Source organism: Arhodomonas sp. AD133, assembly GCF_051195215.1.
GTDB lineage: Bacteria > Pseudomonadota > Gammaproteobacteria > Nitrococcales > Nitrococcaceae > Arhodomonas.
This window is the reverse complement of sequence record NZ_JBNAZM010000040.1, coordinates 26,684-41,322: the sequence shown is the minus strand read 5'-3', so window position 1 is coordinate 41,322 and position 14,639 is coordinate 26,684. Positions and strand designations below refer to the sequence as shown.

The window sequence follows — 14,639 nt, the reverse complement described above, 5'->3', positions numbered from 1 at the left end:
GCAGGCGATGAAACACTGGTACGCTGACAGGCCCGATCTATTTCACAAAAAGCCACGGAATCGTCCGGGACCCGACACGTAGCGGTCGAAAAGCGCCAGGGTCCTGGTCACGGTACCGCTATCAAGGCCTTCGTGCCTGAGGGAACGTGCCAGGCGTTGCCGCGCGGTAGGGACTCCCGGGCGGGGCCTGGCGGTGAGGAAATAGTCGAACCGTCGGCGCAGGCCCCGCGTCACCATCACTTCACCGTCACTGCCGACACGGACGTGCCCGTCCATGGCGGTACCCCGGTGGGACGGCGCGGTCGTGGTGTCGTTCGCTGGCGTTCGCGCCGGCTGGCCAGGTGCCGGCGGATCCGCAACGGCTCGCGGAGCAGTGCCGCCGGCTTCTGCCGTTGGCGGGCGGGTGCCCGGCACGGGCGCCGGCGCCGTAATCAGCCATCCGGCGCACAAGGCGGCGGCAGCGACCGCCGCCGTCAGTGGCAGCCACCGCGACATGGCCTAAAGGCCGGCGCGCTGGAGGCGATTGGCGTGCTGGCGATAGAGCGCGACAGGGTCGGCCGCATCCGGCGCGGTCAGCCCGAAGAGCTGATTGACCTCGTCGAGGTGATTCTGGCGATAGTCGTCGCGGATGACCTTGCCCAGGTGGGCGCTGCACCGGCTCACGAGGCCGTCGTTCGGGGTCTCGAAGGCATGGCTGGTGAGCGCCAGAGCGAAGTCAGTCGCGTCGAGGGGGTTGGTGAAGGGGGTCGTGCCGGTCCAGGAGTAGTAGCGTACGCCGTCGACCACGTGTGCGCCGTCGCCGCAGCCTTCGGGAATGCCCGCCGGAAAGCGGCGGTTGAACTCGGCCGCACCGGCGGTGGTCAGCGACGCCATGGCAGCGAGTGACTGCTGTTCCAGGTCGCCGCCGGAGAGGCTGTCGATAAGCAGCGCCAGACCGTCGACCACGCGGGCGATGACGCCGCCCACCTCCGGGTCGTCGGCGTTGAGCTCGGCCAGCGCGTCCGCCACGGGCGAGCCCTTGTTGACACCGCCCACACTGGTTACCGAGGCAACCAGATCCGGCCGCACGCCGGCGACGTAGCGGGCGGTCGGCGCGCCGTGACTGTGGCCGATGAGGTTCACTCTGGCCTTGCCGGTTATGGCCACGATTTCCTCGACCTGGGCGAGCAGCTGCTCGCCGCGGACTTCGGTAGCGTTGGCGGCGGCGACCTGGGTGACGAACACCTCCGCGCCGTCCTCGCGCAGGGCGCTGGGAATGCCGTGCCAGTAGGTGAGGGGGCCGATGGTGTCGAACCCTAGCAGGCCGTGCACCAGGACAATGGGGTAACGGGTGGCTGTATAGCCACGGGGGGCCGCGGATGCCGAAGCCGCGGCGAGCAGCAGCGCCGCTGCGAGAATGAGTGCGACCCAACGGTGGATTCGGCCGGGCATGATGTGCTCCTCCCTGGTCATGTCGTTGCCTTTCCCTGTGTTCCCGCTCTCATGGCGGGCTATTGCCACTCGTTTAGCATGGCTTTTGCGATGTTGCATCGATGCGTGTGAGCGTATTGACGAGGTGACCGGGGGTCAGGTCGAAGACAGACGTGTCGGTGGATGGCGCCCGCTGTCGTAGAGTGTCATCTCCCAGCCGCCGGCTTCGTCGTGACAGAGGATATAGATGCCGCCGTCGTCGCCGCGCAGCTTGAAGTAGCGTCGACCGGGCGCGAGCCAGCGATCGATGACCTCGACCACCTCCACGGTGCGCTCGCCGATGTGGAAGCGGCGCGGGCGCTCGTCGGCGCGGTAGCCGGAATGGCACTCGACGTGTACCGTCAAGGATCGCTGCGGCATCCCCGGGCCCTCTCGGTTGGGCATTGGCTACCGGTACTAACCTTTGCGAAAGTATTGCCAGGTCTCAGCGCCACTGCGCGGTGTCTCGGCAAGGCGCGGGAGCGCTGGCGTGGCTGGGTCACGTCAAGCGAGCGCAACGCCGCCGAGGCGCCGCGCAGTGGCGCCCTGCGGGTGGCCGTGTACGCCGCTGTGGACTGCGTTGCTCGTCGCCCATGTAGACCTTGCTACACTACGCTCCTCGCGTCTTGCCACAGCGGCGCACGCGGCCACTGAGACCTGGCAATACTTTCGCAAAGGTTAGCAATTGCCACCATAGGCACGGTGTTTGCTGTAAGGCAATCGGCCTTCCGCACCAGGGTGCCGCGACCGGTTCCACCCCGCCACGGAGAAGCGATGACCACTCGGAAGCCGTTCTCTCAGGCCTGCGAAAACAACAAGGCGCCCATCCTCGAAGTCCTGCGCACCGTCTTCGTCGATCCAGGGCTGGTGCTGGAGATCGGCAGCGGAACCGGTCAGCACGCGGTGCATTTCGCCGCCGGTCTGCCGCACCGCGTCTGGCAGCCAACCGACCAGCATGCCTATCTGTCCGGTTGCCGGCAGTGGGTAGCCGAGGCGGCACTTGCCAATCTGCGTGAGCCCGTCGAGCTTGACGTGCGCCGGGATCCGTGGCCCGTGACGGCTGCCGACGGCGTTTTCTCGGCGAACACCGCGCATATCATGCACTGGCCGGCGGTGGAGGCGATGTTCGCTGGCGTCGCCCGTGTGCTTACCACTGGCGGCGCCTTCTGCCTCTACGGACCATTCTGTTACGACGGTGAGCACACGAGCGCGAGCAACACGCATTTCGACAGTGATCTCCGCGCCCGTGATCCCGGTATGGGGATTCGGGATGTTGCCGACCTGACGTGCCTGGCCGGCGATCACGGGCTCGCACTCGTGCACGACCACGCGATGCCGGCCAACAATCGCACTCTGGTGTTCCGGTAACGTCAGCTCGGAATGCCAGCGTGGTGGCGTTCGCGATGATGGCCGGATCCGGCGAGATATACTAATCGGAAGACGGCATCATCGGATCATGGAGATCACCGACGAGATTTGCGAACGTGCCCGTCATGCGCGGGATCCGCGCTTCGATGGCTGCTTCTTCATCGGCGTTGTGACCACGTCCGTGTTCTGCCGGCCCACCTGCCCGGTGCAGCCGCCGCGGGGTGACCGGGTACGTTTCTTCCCGACGGCAGCGGCGGCGGTGGCGGCGGGTTTCCGCCCGTGCCTGCGGTGCCTCCCCGAGCTGGCGCCTGGCACTCGTACGGCTGCCAGCGCGTCGGACCGGGTGGAGCGGGCGCTCGCGCTGATCGCCGACGGGTTTCTCGACGGTAGGCGTCATGACGATCTCGCCGCCGCCGTCGGGGTCTCCGCGCGCCAGCTCGCTCGCCTTTTCCGCCGTCATGTCGGCGCGACGCCGGGACAGGTCGCGCACACGCGACGGTTGCTGTTCGCCAAGCAATTGCTCGACGACAGCGATCTTTCCCTCACCGAGGTCGCCTTTGCCGCCGGTTTCGGCAGCCTTAGGCGCTTCAACACGGTCATCCGAGAGACCTGGCAGCGTCCGCCGTCGATGTTGCGCCGGCGCGGTGCCTCGACGGCGGTAGCCGGGGCGCCGATTCGGTTGCATCTTGCCTACCGGCCGCCGTTCGACTGGCCGGCATTGATCGATTTCCACCGCCGTCGGGCGTTGCCCGGAGTGGAATGCGTGCACGACGGCCGCTACCGGCGCACCGTGACCACTGCCGGTGGCAGCGGCTGGATCGAGGTCGGCCCGGCTGCGCACGCGCTCGAGCTCTCCGTGTCGGTTCCGGACGTGAGCGGACTCGCCGTGCTGGTGGCCCGGGTGCGGCGGATGTTCGACCTGGATGCCGAGCCGTCCGCGATTGCGGCAGTGCTCGGGGCAGACCCGCTGCTGGCGCCGGTCGTCGAGGAATGCCCCGGTCTGCGCGTGCCGTGTGCATGGGACACGTTCGAGGTGGCCGTGCGCGCCATACTCGGTCAGCAGGTATCCGTGGAGGCGGCGCGCACACTCGCCGCACGCATCGTGGAGGCGTACGGCGAGCCGATTGACACGCCGCCCGATGCGGGGCCCGATCGTCTGTTTCCCGCGCCCGAGCGTCTCGCCGAGGCGCCGCTCGAACGCCTCGGTGTCATCGGCGCGCGCGCCCGGGCGATTCGTCATCTCGCCGCCGGCCTGGCATCGGGCGCACTCGAGCTGGACGCCCCGGGCCTTGCGGGGCGTCTCGTCGCCCTGCCGGGTATCGGCGACTGGACGGCACAGTACGTGGCCATGCGCAGCGGGCGTGACCCGGATGCCTTTCCGGCGGCGGACCTGGGCCTACGCCGCGGGGCCGAGGAGGGCGAGCCGGTGACCGCGGCGCAGCTGCGAAGGCGCGCCGAGGCCTGGCGCCCGTGGCGGGCGTACGCTGCGGTTTGCCTGTGGCGGCGTCACGCAGCGCTGGGCCGCGAGCATATCGATGCCAAGGAGGTGGAGCATGCTGTACACGTATCTGGACAGCCCCATCGGTGAGTTGATGCTCGCCGGCGACGAGGCCGGGTTGCACCGTATCGCGCTGCCCCGGGAGGGCGGCCACGTGCCGCTGCCGCAGTGGCGGCAGGCGGGGGAGGCGTTCGCCGAGGCACGCCGGCAGCTCACGGCCTACTTCGCCGGCGAGCTCACGGACTTCGATCTGCCGCTGGCGCCGCAGGTCACGCCGTTCCAGGGGCGTGTGCTCGCGGTGCTGCAGCAGGTGCCCTATGGCGAGACCGTGAGCTACGGCGAGCTCGCCCGGCGGATCGGCAATCCCAAAGCCTCCCGGGCCGTGGGAATGGCCAATGGCCGCAATCCCCTGCCCATCGTCATACCGTGCCATCGCGTGATCGGCGCCGGTGGTGCACTTACCGGCTACGGCGGCGGGCTGGCGATCAAGCGCTACCTGCTCGATCTGGAACAGGGTCAGGGCTTGCTGGCCTGACGATCAGATGGCGAAGAAGCTGCCGACCGTGACCGCCAGCAGTATCGCCAGGCCGAGGGTGAGGTTCACCAGGACCACCAGGCGTACGCGGGAGAGCGCTGCGCCGCCTGCCGCGGCGTCGTGCCGTGCGGCGGCATGGATGAGCCGTCGACGCGGGCCGAACCACAGGTAGACGAACAGCGCGATCATCAGCCAGCCTGCCCCGTGCATGAATTGCACGTAGTGCGGTGCTCCCACCAGGCCGCCGAAGTCGAGCCAGGCGAGACGGTAGCCGGTGGCGGGCAGGGCGATCACGGCGAGCCAGACCACCGCGAGGAAACGCTGCAGCACGCCGCGCCACAGGGTCAGGCGCAGGCTCGGGGCAAGCTCACCGGTGGCCGGACGCAAGCACGCATAGGCGAAGAACATGCCGCCGATCCAGATGACGGCGGCGATCAGGTGCAGAGCCTCGAGTAACGGTAGCTCCCAGAAGAACATACGGCTGTTTCCCCCACGCCGGTTGGCAGACAGGCGTCGCAGCGCCACGGCTGGCAGTCACCCTACCATGACGCGCCGACCGGGCCCTTGACGGCTGCAAATGCCACGCCGCTGGTGTAGAGTGCCCCGCTCCGGAGCCAACCCGCCAGTCAGGGTTCTGAAATCATGACGGATTTCCGCATCGCCCCGTCCATACTGTCCGCGGACTTCGCGCGGCTCGGCGACGAAGTGGATGCCGTGCTCGCCGCGGGCGCGGACATCGTGCACTTCGATGTCATGGACAACCATTATGTGCCCAATCTCACCTTCGGGCCGGTGGTTTGCGAGGCACTGCGCCGCCACGGCGTGACGGCGCCCATCGATGTGCACCTCATGGTCAAACCGGTGGACCGCCTCATCCCCGATTTCGCGGCCGCAGGGGCGAGTTACATCACCTTCCATCCGGAGGCGAGCGAGCACGTCGATCGCAGCCTGCAGCTCATCCGCGACCAGGGTTGCCGGGCGGGGCTCGTGTTCAATCCGGCCACGCCGCTCGAGTATCTGCGTTGGGTGATGGACAAGGTGGACATGGTGCTGATCATGTCCGTGAATCCGGGGTTCGGTGGGCAGACGTTCATTCCCGGGGCCCTGGAGAAGCTCCGCGAGGCCCGGCGGATGATCGAGGCGAGCGGCCACGATATCCGCCTGGAGGTCGATGGCGGCATCAAGGCTGACAACATCGCCGATGCGGCGGCTGCGGGTGCGGATACCTTCGTCGCCGGTTCCGCCATTTTCGGCGCCGACGACTACGCCGCTGCCATCGCCGCCATGCGCGAGCGTCTCGCAGGGGTGTCCGCATGAGCCTTGCCGGTGCGCACGCGGTGCTCTTCGATCTGGACGGCACCCTCGTGGACAGTGCGCCGGACCTCGCCACCGCGGTGGACCGCATGCTCATCGAGCGTGGCCACGAGCCGGTGGGCGAAGCGTATGTGCGCTCCTGGATCGGTAACGGCGCGAGGCGGCTCGTGGCGCGGGCGCTGGTCGGGCGACGCGACATCGAGACGGAGCCCGAGGATACCGAGGCGGCCCTGGCACGTTTCCTCGCGCTCTACGGCGAGCGGCTTGTGGCGCGCACGCAGGTGTATCCGGGCACGCTGGACGCCCTGGAGGCGCTGGCCGAGGCAGGCATGCCGCTCGCGGTGGTGACCAACAAGCCGGAAGCCCTGACCTGGCCGCTGCTCGATGCGCTCGGATTGACGCACCGCTTCGGTGCCGTCGTCGGCGGCGATACGCTGGCGGTGCGCAAGCCCGACCCTGCGCCGCTGGCGCACGCCGCCGAGCGGCTCGGCGTGGCGCTCGGCCGCTGTGTCATGGTCGGCGATTCCATGACCGACCTTTCCGCGGCGCGGAATGCCGGTGTTCCCATCGTGTGCGTGCCCTATGGCTATCGCGACGGGGATGCTATCTTTGACGCTCGGCCCGACGCAGTGGTGGAGTCGCTCGCCGAGCTGCCACCATTACTGAGAACTGACATACCGAGCCATGACATCGGTCACCGAACCGCGTAACTCCATGCACAGGTTGACGTTGCGAGAGCGATGGCGAGGCTGGCGCCACGCTTCGCGGATGTCGTCGTGTGTAATGTCAATCGGTGGTGACCATGGATCAGACCCAGTTTCAGACGCTGGCCCGTTCGGGCTGTAACCGTATCCCGCTAGTGCGCGAGGTCCTTGCCGACCTCGACACCCCGCTGTCCACGTATCTCAAGCTCGCCGAGGGCCCCGGCAGCTATCTCTTCGAGTCCGTCCAGGGCGGTGAGAAGTGGGGCCGGTATTCCATTATCGGCCTGCCGTGCCGGGTGCAGTACCGCATCCGGGGCCACACTGTGGAGACGGTGGTCGACGGTGCGGTCACCGATACGTGCACTGTCGACGATCCGCTCGCCTGGGTGGAGGCGGAGCACGCCCGGGTGACCGCGGGGCCCACGCCGGATTTTCCCCACATGCCGCGGTTCCTCGGTGGGCTGGTGGGCTACTTCGGCTACGATACCGTGCGCCATATCGAGCCGCGTCTCGGTGAGTGCCCCAATCCGGATCCGCTGGGCGTACCGGATATCCTCCTGATGGTCTCCGAGGAGGTGCTGGTCTTCGATAATCTGGCCGGCAAGCTCTATGTGGTGGTCAATGCCGATCCGGGGGAGCCGGAGGCCTGGGAGCGTGCCCAGTCGCGGCTCGACGATATTGCCGAACGTCTGCGGGCCACCGAGCTCGCTTACCGAACCGGTCGCCCGCCACGGGAGGTGGTGGAGGAGGACTTCACCTCCAACCCGGGACAGGCGGAATACGAGGCGGGCGTCGAGCGCATCCGCGAGTACATCGCCGCCGGTGACTGCATGCAGGTGGTTCCGTCCCAGCGCATGACCGCGAGCTATCATGGCCGCCCGCTGGACCTCTACCGGGCGTTGCGTTGCACCAACCCCTCGCCATACATGTACTTCATCGACCTTGGCGATTTCCAGGTAGTGGGGTCGTCGCCGGAGATCCTGACCCGCCTGGAGGAAGGCGAGGTCACGGTGCGCCCGCTCGCGGGAACCCGCCGCCGGGGCGCCAGCGAGTCCGAGGACAGGGCCCTGGAGGAGGAGCTGCTGGCCGATCCCAAGGAACTCGCCGAGCACCTCATGCTCATCGATCTGGGGCGCAATGACATAGGCCGGGTCTGCGAGACCGGCAGCGTGCGCGTCACCGACCGCATGACCATCGAGCGTTACTCCCACGTCATGCACATCGTCTCCAACGTATCCGGACGCCTGCGCCCGGAGCTCACACCCATGGACGTGCTGCGCGCGACCTTTCCGGCGGGCACCCTGTCCGGCGCGCCAAAGATTCGCGCCATGGAGATCATCGACGAGGTGGAGACCGTCAAGCGCGGTGTCTACTCCGGCGCCGTGGGCTATCTCTCCTGGTCGGGCAACATGGACACCGCCATCGCCATTCGCACCGCCGTGATCAAGAACGGCGAGATTCACGTGCAGGCAGGCGCGGGCGTCGTTCACGATTCGGTGCCCCGACTCGAATGGGAAGAGACCCTGAACAAGGGCCGCGCGCTTTTCCGCGCGGTGGCCATGGCCGAGGCCGGACTCTGAGGTATGCCGCCATGCTGTTGATGATCGACAACTACGACTCGTTCACCTGGAACCTGGTGCAGTACCTCGGCGAGCTCGGCGCGGAGGTGGCCGTGCACCGCAACGACGCCATCACCGTCGACGATATCGAGCGCCTCGCGCCGGAGCGCATCGTGATATCGCCGGGACCGTGTACGCCCAATGAGGCCGGCGTATCGCTGGACGTCGTGCAGCGCTTTGCCGGTCGGATCCCCCTGCTCGGCGTCTGCCTCGGCCATCAGGCGATCGGTCAGGCGTTCGGCGCACAGGTCGTGCGCGCCGGGCGGGTGATGCACGGCAAGACCTCGGCGGTTCATCACCGCAACCATGGGGTTTTCCGCGGGCTGCCCAACCCGATGGAAGCAACGCGCTATCACTCACTGGTCCTAGACAAGGCCACGCTGCCACCGTGTTTCGAGGTTACTGCCTGGTGCGAGAACGACGATGGCAGCATGGAGGAGATCATGGGCGTGCGGCATCTGGCGCTGGACGTGGAGGGTGTGCAGTTCCACCCGGAGTCGATTCTGACCGCCGCCGGCCATGATCTGCTGCGCAACTTCCTGGAACGACCCGCCCGCGCGGCCTGAGGAGACAGTCATGGAAATCCAGCACGCCATACGTGCGGTCATGGATCGCCGCGACCTCACCAACGAGGAAATGACCTCGGTGATGCGCCGGATCATGACCGGTGAAGCCACGCCGGCGCAGATCGGCGGGTTTCTCGTGGGGCTGCACATGAAAGGTGAGAGCGTCACCGAGATCGCCGCCGCCGCGGCGGTGATGCGCGAGCTGGCCACCGGCGTGCCCGTGGACGGCGGTGCGCTGGTGGACATCGTCGGTACCGGCGGTGATGGCGCCAATCTGTTCAACGTCTCCACGGGATCGATGTTCATCGTCGCCGCTGCGGGAGGTCGTGTCGCGAAGCACGGTAACCGCTCGGTGTCGTCGTCCTCGGGCAGCGCCGACCTGGTCGAGGCCGCCGGTGCCAAGCTGGATCTCGAACCCGCGCAGGTGGGTGAGTGTGTGGATCGCGTGGGCGTGGGCTTCATGTTCGCCCCCATGCATCACAGTGCCATGCGTCACGCTGTCGGGCCGCGTCGGGAGATGGCGGTGCGTACGCTGTTCAACCTGCTCGGTCCGCTCACCAACCCGGCCGGGGCCGAGCGTCAGCTGCTCGGCGTATTCGCCGGCCGCTGGGTCCGCCCGGTCGCCGAAGTGTTGCAACGGCTGGGCAGCCGGCGGGTAATGGTGGTTCATTCCGAGGACGGGCTCGACGAGATCAGTATCGCCGCGCCCACGCACGTCGCCGAGCTCGACGAGGGCTCGATCCGCGAATACACCATACGGCCGGAGGATTTCGGCCTCACGAGTGCCTCGCTGGATGCGGTGAAAGTGCACACGGCGGTGGAGAGCCTGGACATCATCCGGCGTGTCTATGCCGGTGAGCACGGACCTGCCGCCGACATGCTTGCCATGAATGCCGGTGCGGCCATCTACTGCGCCGGTCTGGTGGATACCCCGTCCGAAGGCGTCGAACGGGCCCGCGAGGCACTCGCCGACGGGTCGGCTGCCCGCAAGCTCGAGGAGTTCGTGCATTTCACCAACCGGTTCCGTGATTGAGGGCAGGCCCATGGTGCACCCCGAGACCCCCGACGTATTGAAGCGCATTCTCGAACGCAAGGCGGAAATCGTCGCCGAGCGCAGCGAGCAGGTGGGGTTCAAGGCCTTCGAGCGGCGCATCGCCGAAGCCTCGGCGCCGCGCGGATTCCGCGCGGCGCTGCAGGCGGTGGTGGGCGCCGGCGGCTCGGGCGTCATCGCCGAGGTCAAGCGAGCCTCGCCAAGCAAAGGCGTGATTCGTGATCCGTACGACCCCGTTACCATTGCCCGCAGCTACGAAGCTGGCGGAGCGAGCTGCCTGTCGGTGCTCACTGACGAGGATTTCTTCGGCGGCGCGGACACGCACCTGGTGCAGGCCCGTGCGGCGACCTCACTGCCGGTGCTGCGCAAGGACTTCATCATCGACCCCTACCAGGTCTACGAGGCCAGGGCCCTGGGGGCGGACTGCGTGCTGCTGATCGTCGCCGCGCTCGGCGATACCCGCCTGCAGGAGCTCCACGGGCTCGCCGAGGATATCGGCATGGACGTGCTCGTCGAGGTGCACACCGGCGATGAGCTCGAGCGCGCACTCGCATTGCGGCCGCGCCTGCTGGGGGTCAATAACCGGGATCTCCACACTTTCGAGACGGATATCGCCACGACCATCGCTTTGCGCGAGCGGGTGCCGCCGGAGGTAACACTGGTCACCGAGAGCGGTATTCACACTGCCGAGGAAGTGTCGTACATGCACCAGCACGGGGTGCACGCGTTCCTTGTGGGGGAGGCGTTCATGCGGGCGGCCGAGCCCGGCGAAAAGCTCGCCGAGCTCTTCGGGGAATCGCGCTAGTACTGGGTATCGCGTCGCGGGTTTCAGGTCGCGCGTAGCGCGCATAGCGGCGAGACGCGGACCCGAGACCAGCGCCCCGGACCCGGCCCATACCACACCCGCCTCAGCGCGTGTTGTATATCACCATCGTCTTGCCGCTGACCGAGATCAGTCCGCGCTCCTCGAGGTCCTTGAGCACCCGGCCCACCATCTCCCGGGAGCAGCCCACGATGCGCCCGAGTTCCTGGCGCGTTATGCGGATCTGCATCCCGTCGGGATGGGTGAGCGCGTCGGGCTCGTGGGCGAGGTCGAGCAGTGTCCGCGCAATGCGCCCGGTGACGTCGAGAAACGCCAGGTCGTGGACCTTCGCGCTCGTCTTGCGCAGACGGTCGGCCATCTGCCCGGCCAGCAGGAAGAGCAGCTGCGGGTCTTCTTCCGCAGCCTGGCGAAAGCGGGAATAACTGATCTCCGCGAGCTCGCAGTGCGATCGCGTCCGGATCCATGCGCTGCGGGTGCTGGTGCCCCCGAACAGCCCCATTTCACCGAAAAAGTCCCCGGCGTTGAGATAGCTCAGAACAAGTTCGTGGCCACCTTCGTCGTCCATCAGCACGCTTACCGAGCCCTCGATGATGTAGTAGAGGGCATCTGACTGGTCGCCGGCGTAAAGCACCACGGTCTTGGGCGGGTAGCGCCGGCGGTGACAGTGCGCGAGAAGATTCTGGATGGGCAACTGGGCGTCCCTGACTGCTTGTACCATGCCGTCGGATCCTGCCCCGTTATTTATGGTGGGCTCCCCTGATCATAATTCGTAGACCACTGTGAATACGTTCGCAAGTCGGAACGAATCCTCACGAATATACCCTACTGGCTTGCGTATATGCGAGCTATACTGGCAGATTACACTAAGAAAGGACCCATTCACCTTGCGGGTCCTTTCGTTCGTTTGGGCGGCGGGTGAGGTTTCGATGACCATGCAGGTGTCGGTGAGTTGGCGCGGGCAAATGGCGTTCGAGGGCGAGACCGGCAGCGGTCATCGGCTGATGCTCGACGGTCCTCCCGATCTCGGTGGGGACGACCGCGGGCCGAGACCGATGGAAATGCTCCTGCTCGGGCTCGGTAGCTGTTCGGGCGTGGACGTGGTGCATATTCTCCAGCGCGGCCGCCACGACGTCAGCGACTGCGTCGTGGAGGTCTCCGGTGAGCGCGCCGACGAGCCGCCCAAGGTCTTCACGAAGATCCATCTGCATTACCGTGTCAGCGGTCGCGGCCTCAAGGATTCGGTGGTGCGCCGCGCGGTGGCCCTGTCCGCCGAAAAGTACTGCTCGGCTTCGCTCATGTTGGCGAAGGCCGCTGAGATCACCCACGATTTCGAGGTGATCGAGGCTTGAGCGCTGTCTGCAGCCTGTCATCGCGTGTCGTATTCAACCGAGGCCACTGAGAGTTTGGCGGGAGGATTGCAAATTGGCGGAGCCCCAGCGTGTGAAGCTCTACGGGTTCAACAACCTGACCAAGTCGCTGAGCTTCAACATCTATGACATCTGCTACGCCAATACGCCAGAGCAGCGCCAGGAATATATCGAGTATATCGACGAGGCGTACAACGCCGAGCGGCTGACGCAGATCCTCACCAACGTCGCGGAGATCATCGGCGCCAACGTCCTCAACATAGCCCGTGAGGACTACGACCCGCAGGGCGCGAGCGTGACCATCCTGATCGCCGAAGAGGACGGCGAGAGCGCCGACGGCACGTACGTTTCAGCGCCCGCATCGCCGGGGCCGCTGCCGGAGACGGTGCTCGGCCATCTCGACAAGAGCCACATCACCGTGCACACCTATCCGGAAAGCCACCCGTACCGGGGGGTGAGCACGTTCCGGGCGGATATCGACGTGGCTACCTGCGGCTTGATCTCACCGCTGAAAGCGCTCAATTATCTGATCCATTCGTTCGATTCCGACATCGTCACGATGGATTACCGCGTGCGCGGCTTCACCCGCGACGTGGAGGGGCGCAAGCACTTCATCGATCACGAGATCAACTCCATCCAGAACTACCTGGCGGAGGACACCCTGGCGCGCTATCACACCATCGACGTGAACGTCTTCCAGGAGAACATCTTCCACACGAAGATGCTCCTGAAGGATTGGGACGTCGACGACTACCTCTTCGGTGAGTCCGCCGAGGATCTCAGCGAGGCGCGCAAGGACGAGATACGCCGGCAGCTGCGCCGGGAAATGAACGAGATCTTCTCGGGGCGCAATCTCTCTCCCGCCCAGGACGTATGAGCCCGCATCGGCCGCTGCCGGCGGCGAGCGGCCGACACGCTTCGCCGCCCCGGCTGGCCGCCTGTGTACGCTCCGGCAGTGGCGGTCAGACCCGGTAGGTCAGGGTCGTCATTACCTTCGAGGTGAGCTGCATCATGCGCTTCACCGGTGCCGGCAGCTCCCGTGCGCCCGCTTGTACGGCCATTGATGCGTGTTCGCCTTCGTCCGTGCGCATTTGCGTGACGATGGCGCGGCTGCGGTGGTCCGCTTCGGGCAGCCGTTCCAGATGACCGGAGAGGTGCCGGACCACCTGGCGCTCGGTTTCCGCGAGAAATCCCAGGCTCCAGCGGTCGCCCGCGGCACCGGCTGCGGCGCCCAGGGCGAGAGAGCCGAGGTGGAAGGCCGGGTCCAGCAGGCTCGTGCGGCTGTCCAGCTCGTTGAGCCGTCCGCGGCACCAGGCCAGATGGTCATTCTCCTCGTCGGCGGCTTCGCGCATGGCATCACGTATCACCGGATCGCGCGCGGTGAGCGCCTGGCCCTGGTAGAGCGCCTGGGCGCAGACCTCGCCGCAATGGTTGACGCGCATGAGCCCGGCACTGTGGTGGCGATCGGCATCGCTGAGCTCACCGTCCGCCACGTTTGCGGCCGGGTGCGGACGGCCGGTGGTGGGCGGGTTGCCGAATACCGTGCGCAGGCCCTGGTCCAGGTGGTCGATGAGTCGGTCGGCAGGGGAGTATCGGCGTGCGGTCATCGTGACTGTGCCCTCATGTTACGCTGGCCGCATTGTATCGCCGTCCGGTGGACTTCCGCAGGACGGGTTGACACGACGCCGGTACCTGTCGACAATCTTCGCCGGTTGAACGTGCCGCCGGCGGAAACGCCGCGGCGTCCTGTTTCGATTCTCCTTTGGTGTATTATTGGCGCGGCCCGGATGGCCGCGTTCCTTTGTGCAGGGTGGTTGTCGGGCAATCGTGGATTGTGTAGTATTGCCGCCCTTCCTTAGGAGCGACTGCTTCGGAGATCAGGTTCGATGAAGACCTTCAGCGCGAAACCGGCTGATGTGAAGCGTGACTGGTACGTGGTCGATGCCGCGGGCAAGACCCTCGGCCGGCTGGCCTCGGAGGTCGCGTTCCGGCTGCGTGGCAAGCACAAGCCCGAGTTCACCCCGCATGTCGACACCGGCGATTACATCGTCATCGTCAACGCGGACAAGGTGACCGTCACCGGTCGGAAGACGAAGCAGAAGACCTATTTCAAGCACACGGGTTATGTCGGTAACGGCAAGACCTTTACCTATGAGAAGCTCCAGGAGCGCGCCCCCGAGCGGGTGGTGCAGCTGGCTGTGAAGGGCATGATGCCGAAGGGGCCTCTGGGCCGGCAGATGCTCAAGAAGCTCAAGGTCTACGCTGGCACCGAGCACAACCATCACGCCCAGCAGCCGCAGGCGCTGGACATCTAAGACGCTGCAACGCGCTGAAGAAACGGTAAA

The 14,639-nt window shown here is 66.6% G+C and carries 17 protein-coding genes; 12 read left to right on the top strand and 5 right to left on the bottom strand.

Annotated elements, in window-relative coordinates; all coding sequences use genetic code 11:
• Positions 1 to 498 precede the first annotated feature (498 nt).
• Both ACPEES_RS18065 and ACPEES_RS18060 read right to left on the bottom strand, forming a co-directional pair.
• Positions 499 to 1,431 carry an esterase/lipase family protein gene (locus tag ACPEES_RS18065; RefSeq protein ID WP_435104980.1) on the bottom strand — a complete coding sequence of 311 codons (933 nt, stop codon included), beginning with the start codon at positions 1,429 to 1,431 and terminating at the stop codon, positions 499 to 501.
• 135 nt (positions 1,432 to 1,566) lie between these two features.
• The gene (locus tag ACPEES_RS18060) at positions 1,567 to 1,830 is read right to left on the bottom strand and encodes a hypothetical protein (protein WP_435104979.1); all 264 of its coding nucleotides are present in this window, start codon (positions 1,828 to 1,830) and stop codon (positions 1,567 to 1,569) included.
• A gap of 393 nt (positions 1,831 to 2,223) precedes the next feature.
• Here ACPEES_RS18060 and ACPEES_RS18055 point away from each other — a divergent pair, with 393 nt between their 5' ends.
• The 3 genes from ACPEES_RS18055 (at position 2,224) to ACPEES_RS18045 (ending at position 4,850) form a co-directional block, all read left to right on the top strand.
• A complete protein-coding gene (locus tag ACPEES_RS18055; protein WP_435104978.1) occupies positions 2,224 to 2,817 on the top strand; it encodes a DUF938 domain-containing protein in 594 nt (197 codons plus the stop codon).
• Between the two features lie 88 nt (positions 2,818 to 2,905).
• Positions 2,906 to 4,405 (top strand): AlkA N-terminal domain-containing protein, encoded by a 1,500-nt coding sequence (locus ACPEES_RS18050; protein ID WP_435104977.1) that lies wholly within the window; start codon positions 2,906 to 2,908, stop codon positions 4,403 to 4,405.
• Positions 4,371 to 4,850 (top strand): methylated-DNA--[protein]-cysteine S-methyltransferase, encoded by a 480-nt coding sequence (locus tag ACPEES_RS18045; protein WP_435104976.1) that lies wholly within the window; start codon positions 4,371 to 4,373, stop codon positions 4,848 to 4,850. Before ACPEES_RS18050 ends, ACPEES_RS18045 begins: the two co-directional genes overlap by 35 nt.
• Before the next feature lie 3 nt (positions 4,851 to 4,853).
• On the opposite strand, the gene ACPEES_RS18040 is transcribed toward ACPEES_RS18045, so the two are convergent.
• Positions 4,854 to 5,327, bottom strand: a complete 474-nt coding sequence (locus ACPEES_RS18040) for a CopD family protein (protein ID WP_435104975.1) — start codon at positions 5,325 to 5,327, stop codon at positions 4,854 to 4,856.
• A gap of 165 nt (positions 5,328 to 5,492) precedes the next feature.
• On the opposite strand from ACPEES_RS18040, the gene rpe reads away from it, so the two are divergent.
• The 6 genes from rpe (at position 5,493) to trpC (ending at position 10,909) form a co-directional block, all read left to right on the top strand.
• Complete coding sequence (gene rpe / locus ACPEES_RS18035; protein ID WP_435104974.1) at positions 5,493 to 6,167, top strand: ribulose-phosphate 3-epimerase; 675 nt, start codon at positions 5,493 to 5,495, stop codon at positions 6,165 to 6,167.
• The gene (locus ACPEES_RS18030; RefSeq protein WP_435104973.1) at positions 6,164 to 6,874 is read left to right on the top strand and encodes a phosphoglycolate phosphatase; all 711 of its coding nucleotides are present in this window, start codon (positions 6,164 to 6,166) and stop codon (positions 6,872 to 6,874) included. Before rpe ends, ACPEES_RS18030 begins: the two co-directional genes overlap by 4 nt.
• Before the next feature lie 92 nt (positions 6,875 to 6,966).
• On the top strand, positions 6,967 to 8,448 hold the full coding sequence (gene trpE / locus ACPEES_RS18025) for an anthranilate synthase component I (RefSeq protein WP_435104972.1): 1,482 nt from the start codon (positions 6,967 to 6,969) through the stop codon (positions 8,446 to 8,448).
• 11 nt (positions 8,449 to 8,459) lie between these two features.
• Complete coding sequence (locus ACPEES_RS18020) at positions 8,460 to 9,053, top strand: aminodeoxychorismate/anthranilate synthase component II (RefSeq protein ID WP_435104971.1); 594 nt, start codon at positions 8,460 to 8,462, stop codon at positions 9,051 to 9,053.
• 10 nt (positions 9,054 to 9,063) lie between these two features.
• Positions 9,064 to 10,086: an anthranilate phosphoribosyltransferase gene (gene trpD, locus ACPEES_RS18015; protein ID WP_435104969.1), complete on the top strand. Its 1,023-nt coding sequence runs from the start codon at positions 9,064 to 9,066 to the stop codon at positions 10,084 to 10,086.
• Between the two features lie 10 nt (positions 10,087 to 10,096).
• The gene (trpC, locus tag ACPEES_RS18010; protein ID WP_435104967.1) at positions 10,097 to 10,909 is read left to right on the top strand and encodes an indole-3-glycerol phosphate synthase TrpC; all 813 of its coding nucleotides are present in this window, start codon (positions 10,097 to 10,099) and stop codon (positions 10,907 to 10,909) included.
• A 103-nt stretch (positions 10,910 to 11,012) separates the two neighbouring features.
• Here trpC and crp read toward each other — a convergent pair whose 3' ends face one another.
• Complete coding sequence (crp, locus tag ACPEES_RS18005; protein WP_435104966.1) at positions 11,013 to 11,645, bottom strand: cAMP-activated global transcriptional regulator CRP; 633 nt, start codon at positions 11,643 to 11,645, stop codon at positions 11,013 to 11,015.
• Positions 11,646 to 11,859: 214 nt separating this feature from the next.
• Between crp and ACPEES_RS18000 the strand changes: the two genes are divergently transcribed.
• Both ACPEES_RS18000 and speD read left to right on the top strand, forming a co-directional pair.
• A complete protein-coding gene (locus ACPEES_RS18000) occupies positions 11,860 to 12,276 on the top strand; it encodes an OsmC family protein (RefSeq protein ID WP_435104981.1) in 417 nt (138 codons plus the stop codon).
• 73 nt (positions 12,277 to 12,349) lie between these two features.
• The gene (gene speD, locus ACPEES_RS17995) at positions 12,350 to 13,171 is read left to right on the top strand and encodes an adenosylmethionine decarboxylase (RefSeq protein WP_435104965.1); all 822 of its coding nucleotides are present in this window, start codon (positions 12,350 to 12,352) and stop codon (positions 13,169 to 13,171) included.
• 85 nt (positions 13,172 to 13,256) lie between these two features.
• Here speD and coq7 read toward each other — a convergent pair whose 3' ends face one another.
• Positions 13,257 to 13,901 carry a 2-polyprenyl-3-methyl-6-methoxy-1,4-benzoquinone monooxygenase gene (gene coq7 / locus ACPEES_RS17990; RefSeq protein ID WP_435104964.1) on the bottom strand — a complete coding sequence of 215 codons (645 nt, stop codon included), beginning with the start codon at positions 13,899 to 13,901 and terminating at the stop codon, positions 13,257 to 13,259.
• 279 nt (positions 13,902 to 14,180) lie between these two features.
• Here coq7 and rplM point away from each other — a divergent pair, with 279 nt between their 5' ends.
• Positions 14,181 to 14,609, top strand: coding sequence for a 50S ribosomal protein L13 (gene rplM, locus ACPEES_RS17985; protein ID WP_435104963.1), 429 nt, complete (start codon positions 14,181 to 14,183; stop codon positions 14,607 to 14,609).
• Positions 14,610 to 14,639 lie beyond the last annotated feature (30 nt).

What these genes read in the sequence shown, in the direction of transcription:
- ACPEES_RS18065 (WP_435104980.1), bottom strand. Translation starts at nt 1,431, where the DNA reads ATGCCCGGCCGAATCCACCGTTGGGTCGCACTCATTCTCGCAGCGGCG.
- ACPEES_RS18060 (WP_435104979.1), bottom strand. Translation starts at nt 1,830, where the DNA reads ATGCCGCAGCGATCCTTGACGGTACACGTCGAGTGCCATTCCGGCTAC.
- ACPEES_RS18055 (WP_435104978.1), top strand. Translation starts at nt 2,224, where the DNA reads ATGACCACTCGGAAGCCGTTCTCTCAGGCCTGCGAAAACAACAAGGCG.
- ACPEES_RS18050 (WP_435104977.1), top strand. Translation starts at nt 2,906, where the DNA reads ATGGAGATCACCGACGAGATTTGCGAACGTGCCCGTCATGCGCGGGAT.
- ACPEES_RS18045 (WP_435104976.1), top strand. Translation starts at nt 4,371, where the DNA reads ATGCTGTACACGTATCTGGACAGCCCCATCGGTGAGTTGATGCTCGCC.
- ACPEES_RS18040 (WP_435104975.1), bottom strand. Translation starts at nt 5,327, where the DNA reads ATGTTCTTCTGGGAGCTACCGTTACTCGAGGCTCTGCACCTGATCGCC.
- rpe (WP_435104974.1), top strand. Translation starts at nt 5,493, where the DNA reads ATGACGGATTTCCGCATCGCCCCGTCCATACTGTCCGCGGACTTCGCG.
- ACPEES_RS18030 (WP_435104973.1), top strand. Translation starts at nt 6,164, where the DNA reads ATGAGCCTTGCCGGTGCGCACGCGGTGCTCTTCGATCTGGACGGCACC.
- trpE (WP_435104972.1), top strand. Translation starts at nt 6,967, where the DNA reads ATGGATCAGACCCAGTTTCAGACGCTGGCCCGTTCGGGCTGTAACCGT.
- ACPEES_RS18020 (WP_435104971.1), top strand. Translation starts at nt 8,460, where the DNA reads ATGCTGTTGATGATCGACAACTACGACTCGTTCACCTGGAACCTGGTG.
- trpD (WP_435104969.1), top strand. Translation starts at nt 9,064, where the DNA reads ATGGAAATCCAGCACGCCATACGTGCGGTCATGGATCGCCGCGACCTC.
- trpC (WP_435104967.1), top strand. Translation starts at nt 10,097, where the DNA reads ATGGTGCACCCCGAGACCCCCGACGTATTGAAGCGCATTCTCGAACGC.
- crp (WP_435104966.1), bottom strand. Translation starts at nt 11,645, where the DNA reads ATGGTACAAGCAGTCAGGGACGCCCAGTTGCCCATCCAGAATCTTCTC.
- ACPEES_RS18000 (WP_435104981.1), top strand. Translation starts at nt 11,860, where the DNA reads ATGCAGGTGTCGGTGAGTTGGCGCGGGCAAATGGCGTTCGAGGGCGAG.
- coq7 (WP_435104964.1), bottom strand. Translation starts at nt 13,901, where the DNA reads ATGACCGCACGCCGATACTCCCCTGCCGACCGACTCATCGACCACCTG.
- rplM (WP_435104963.1), top strand. Translation starts at nt 14,181, where the DNA reads ATGAAGACCTTCAGCGCGAAACCGGCTGATGTGAAGCGTGACTGGTAC.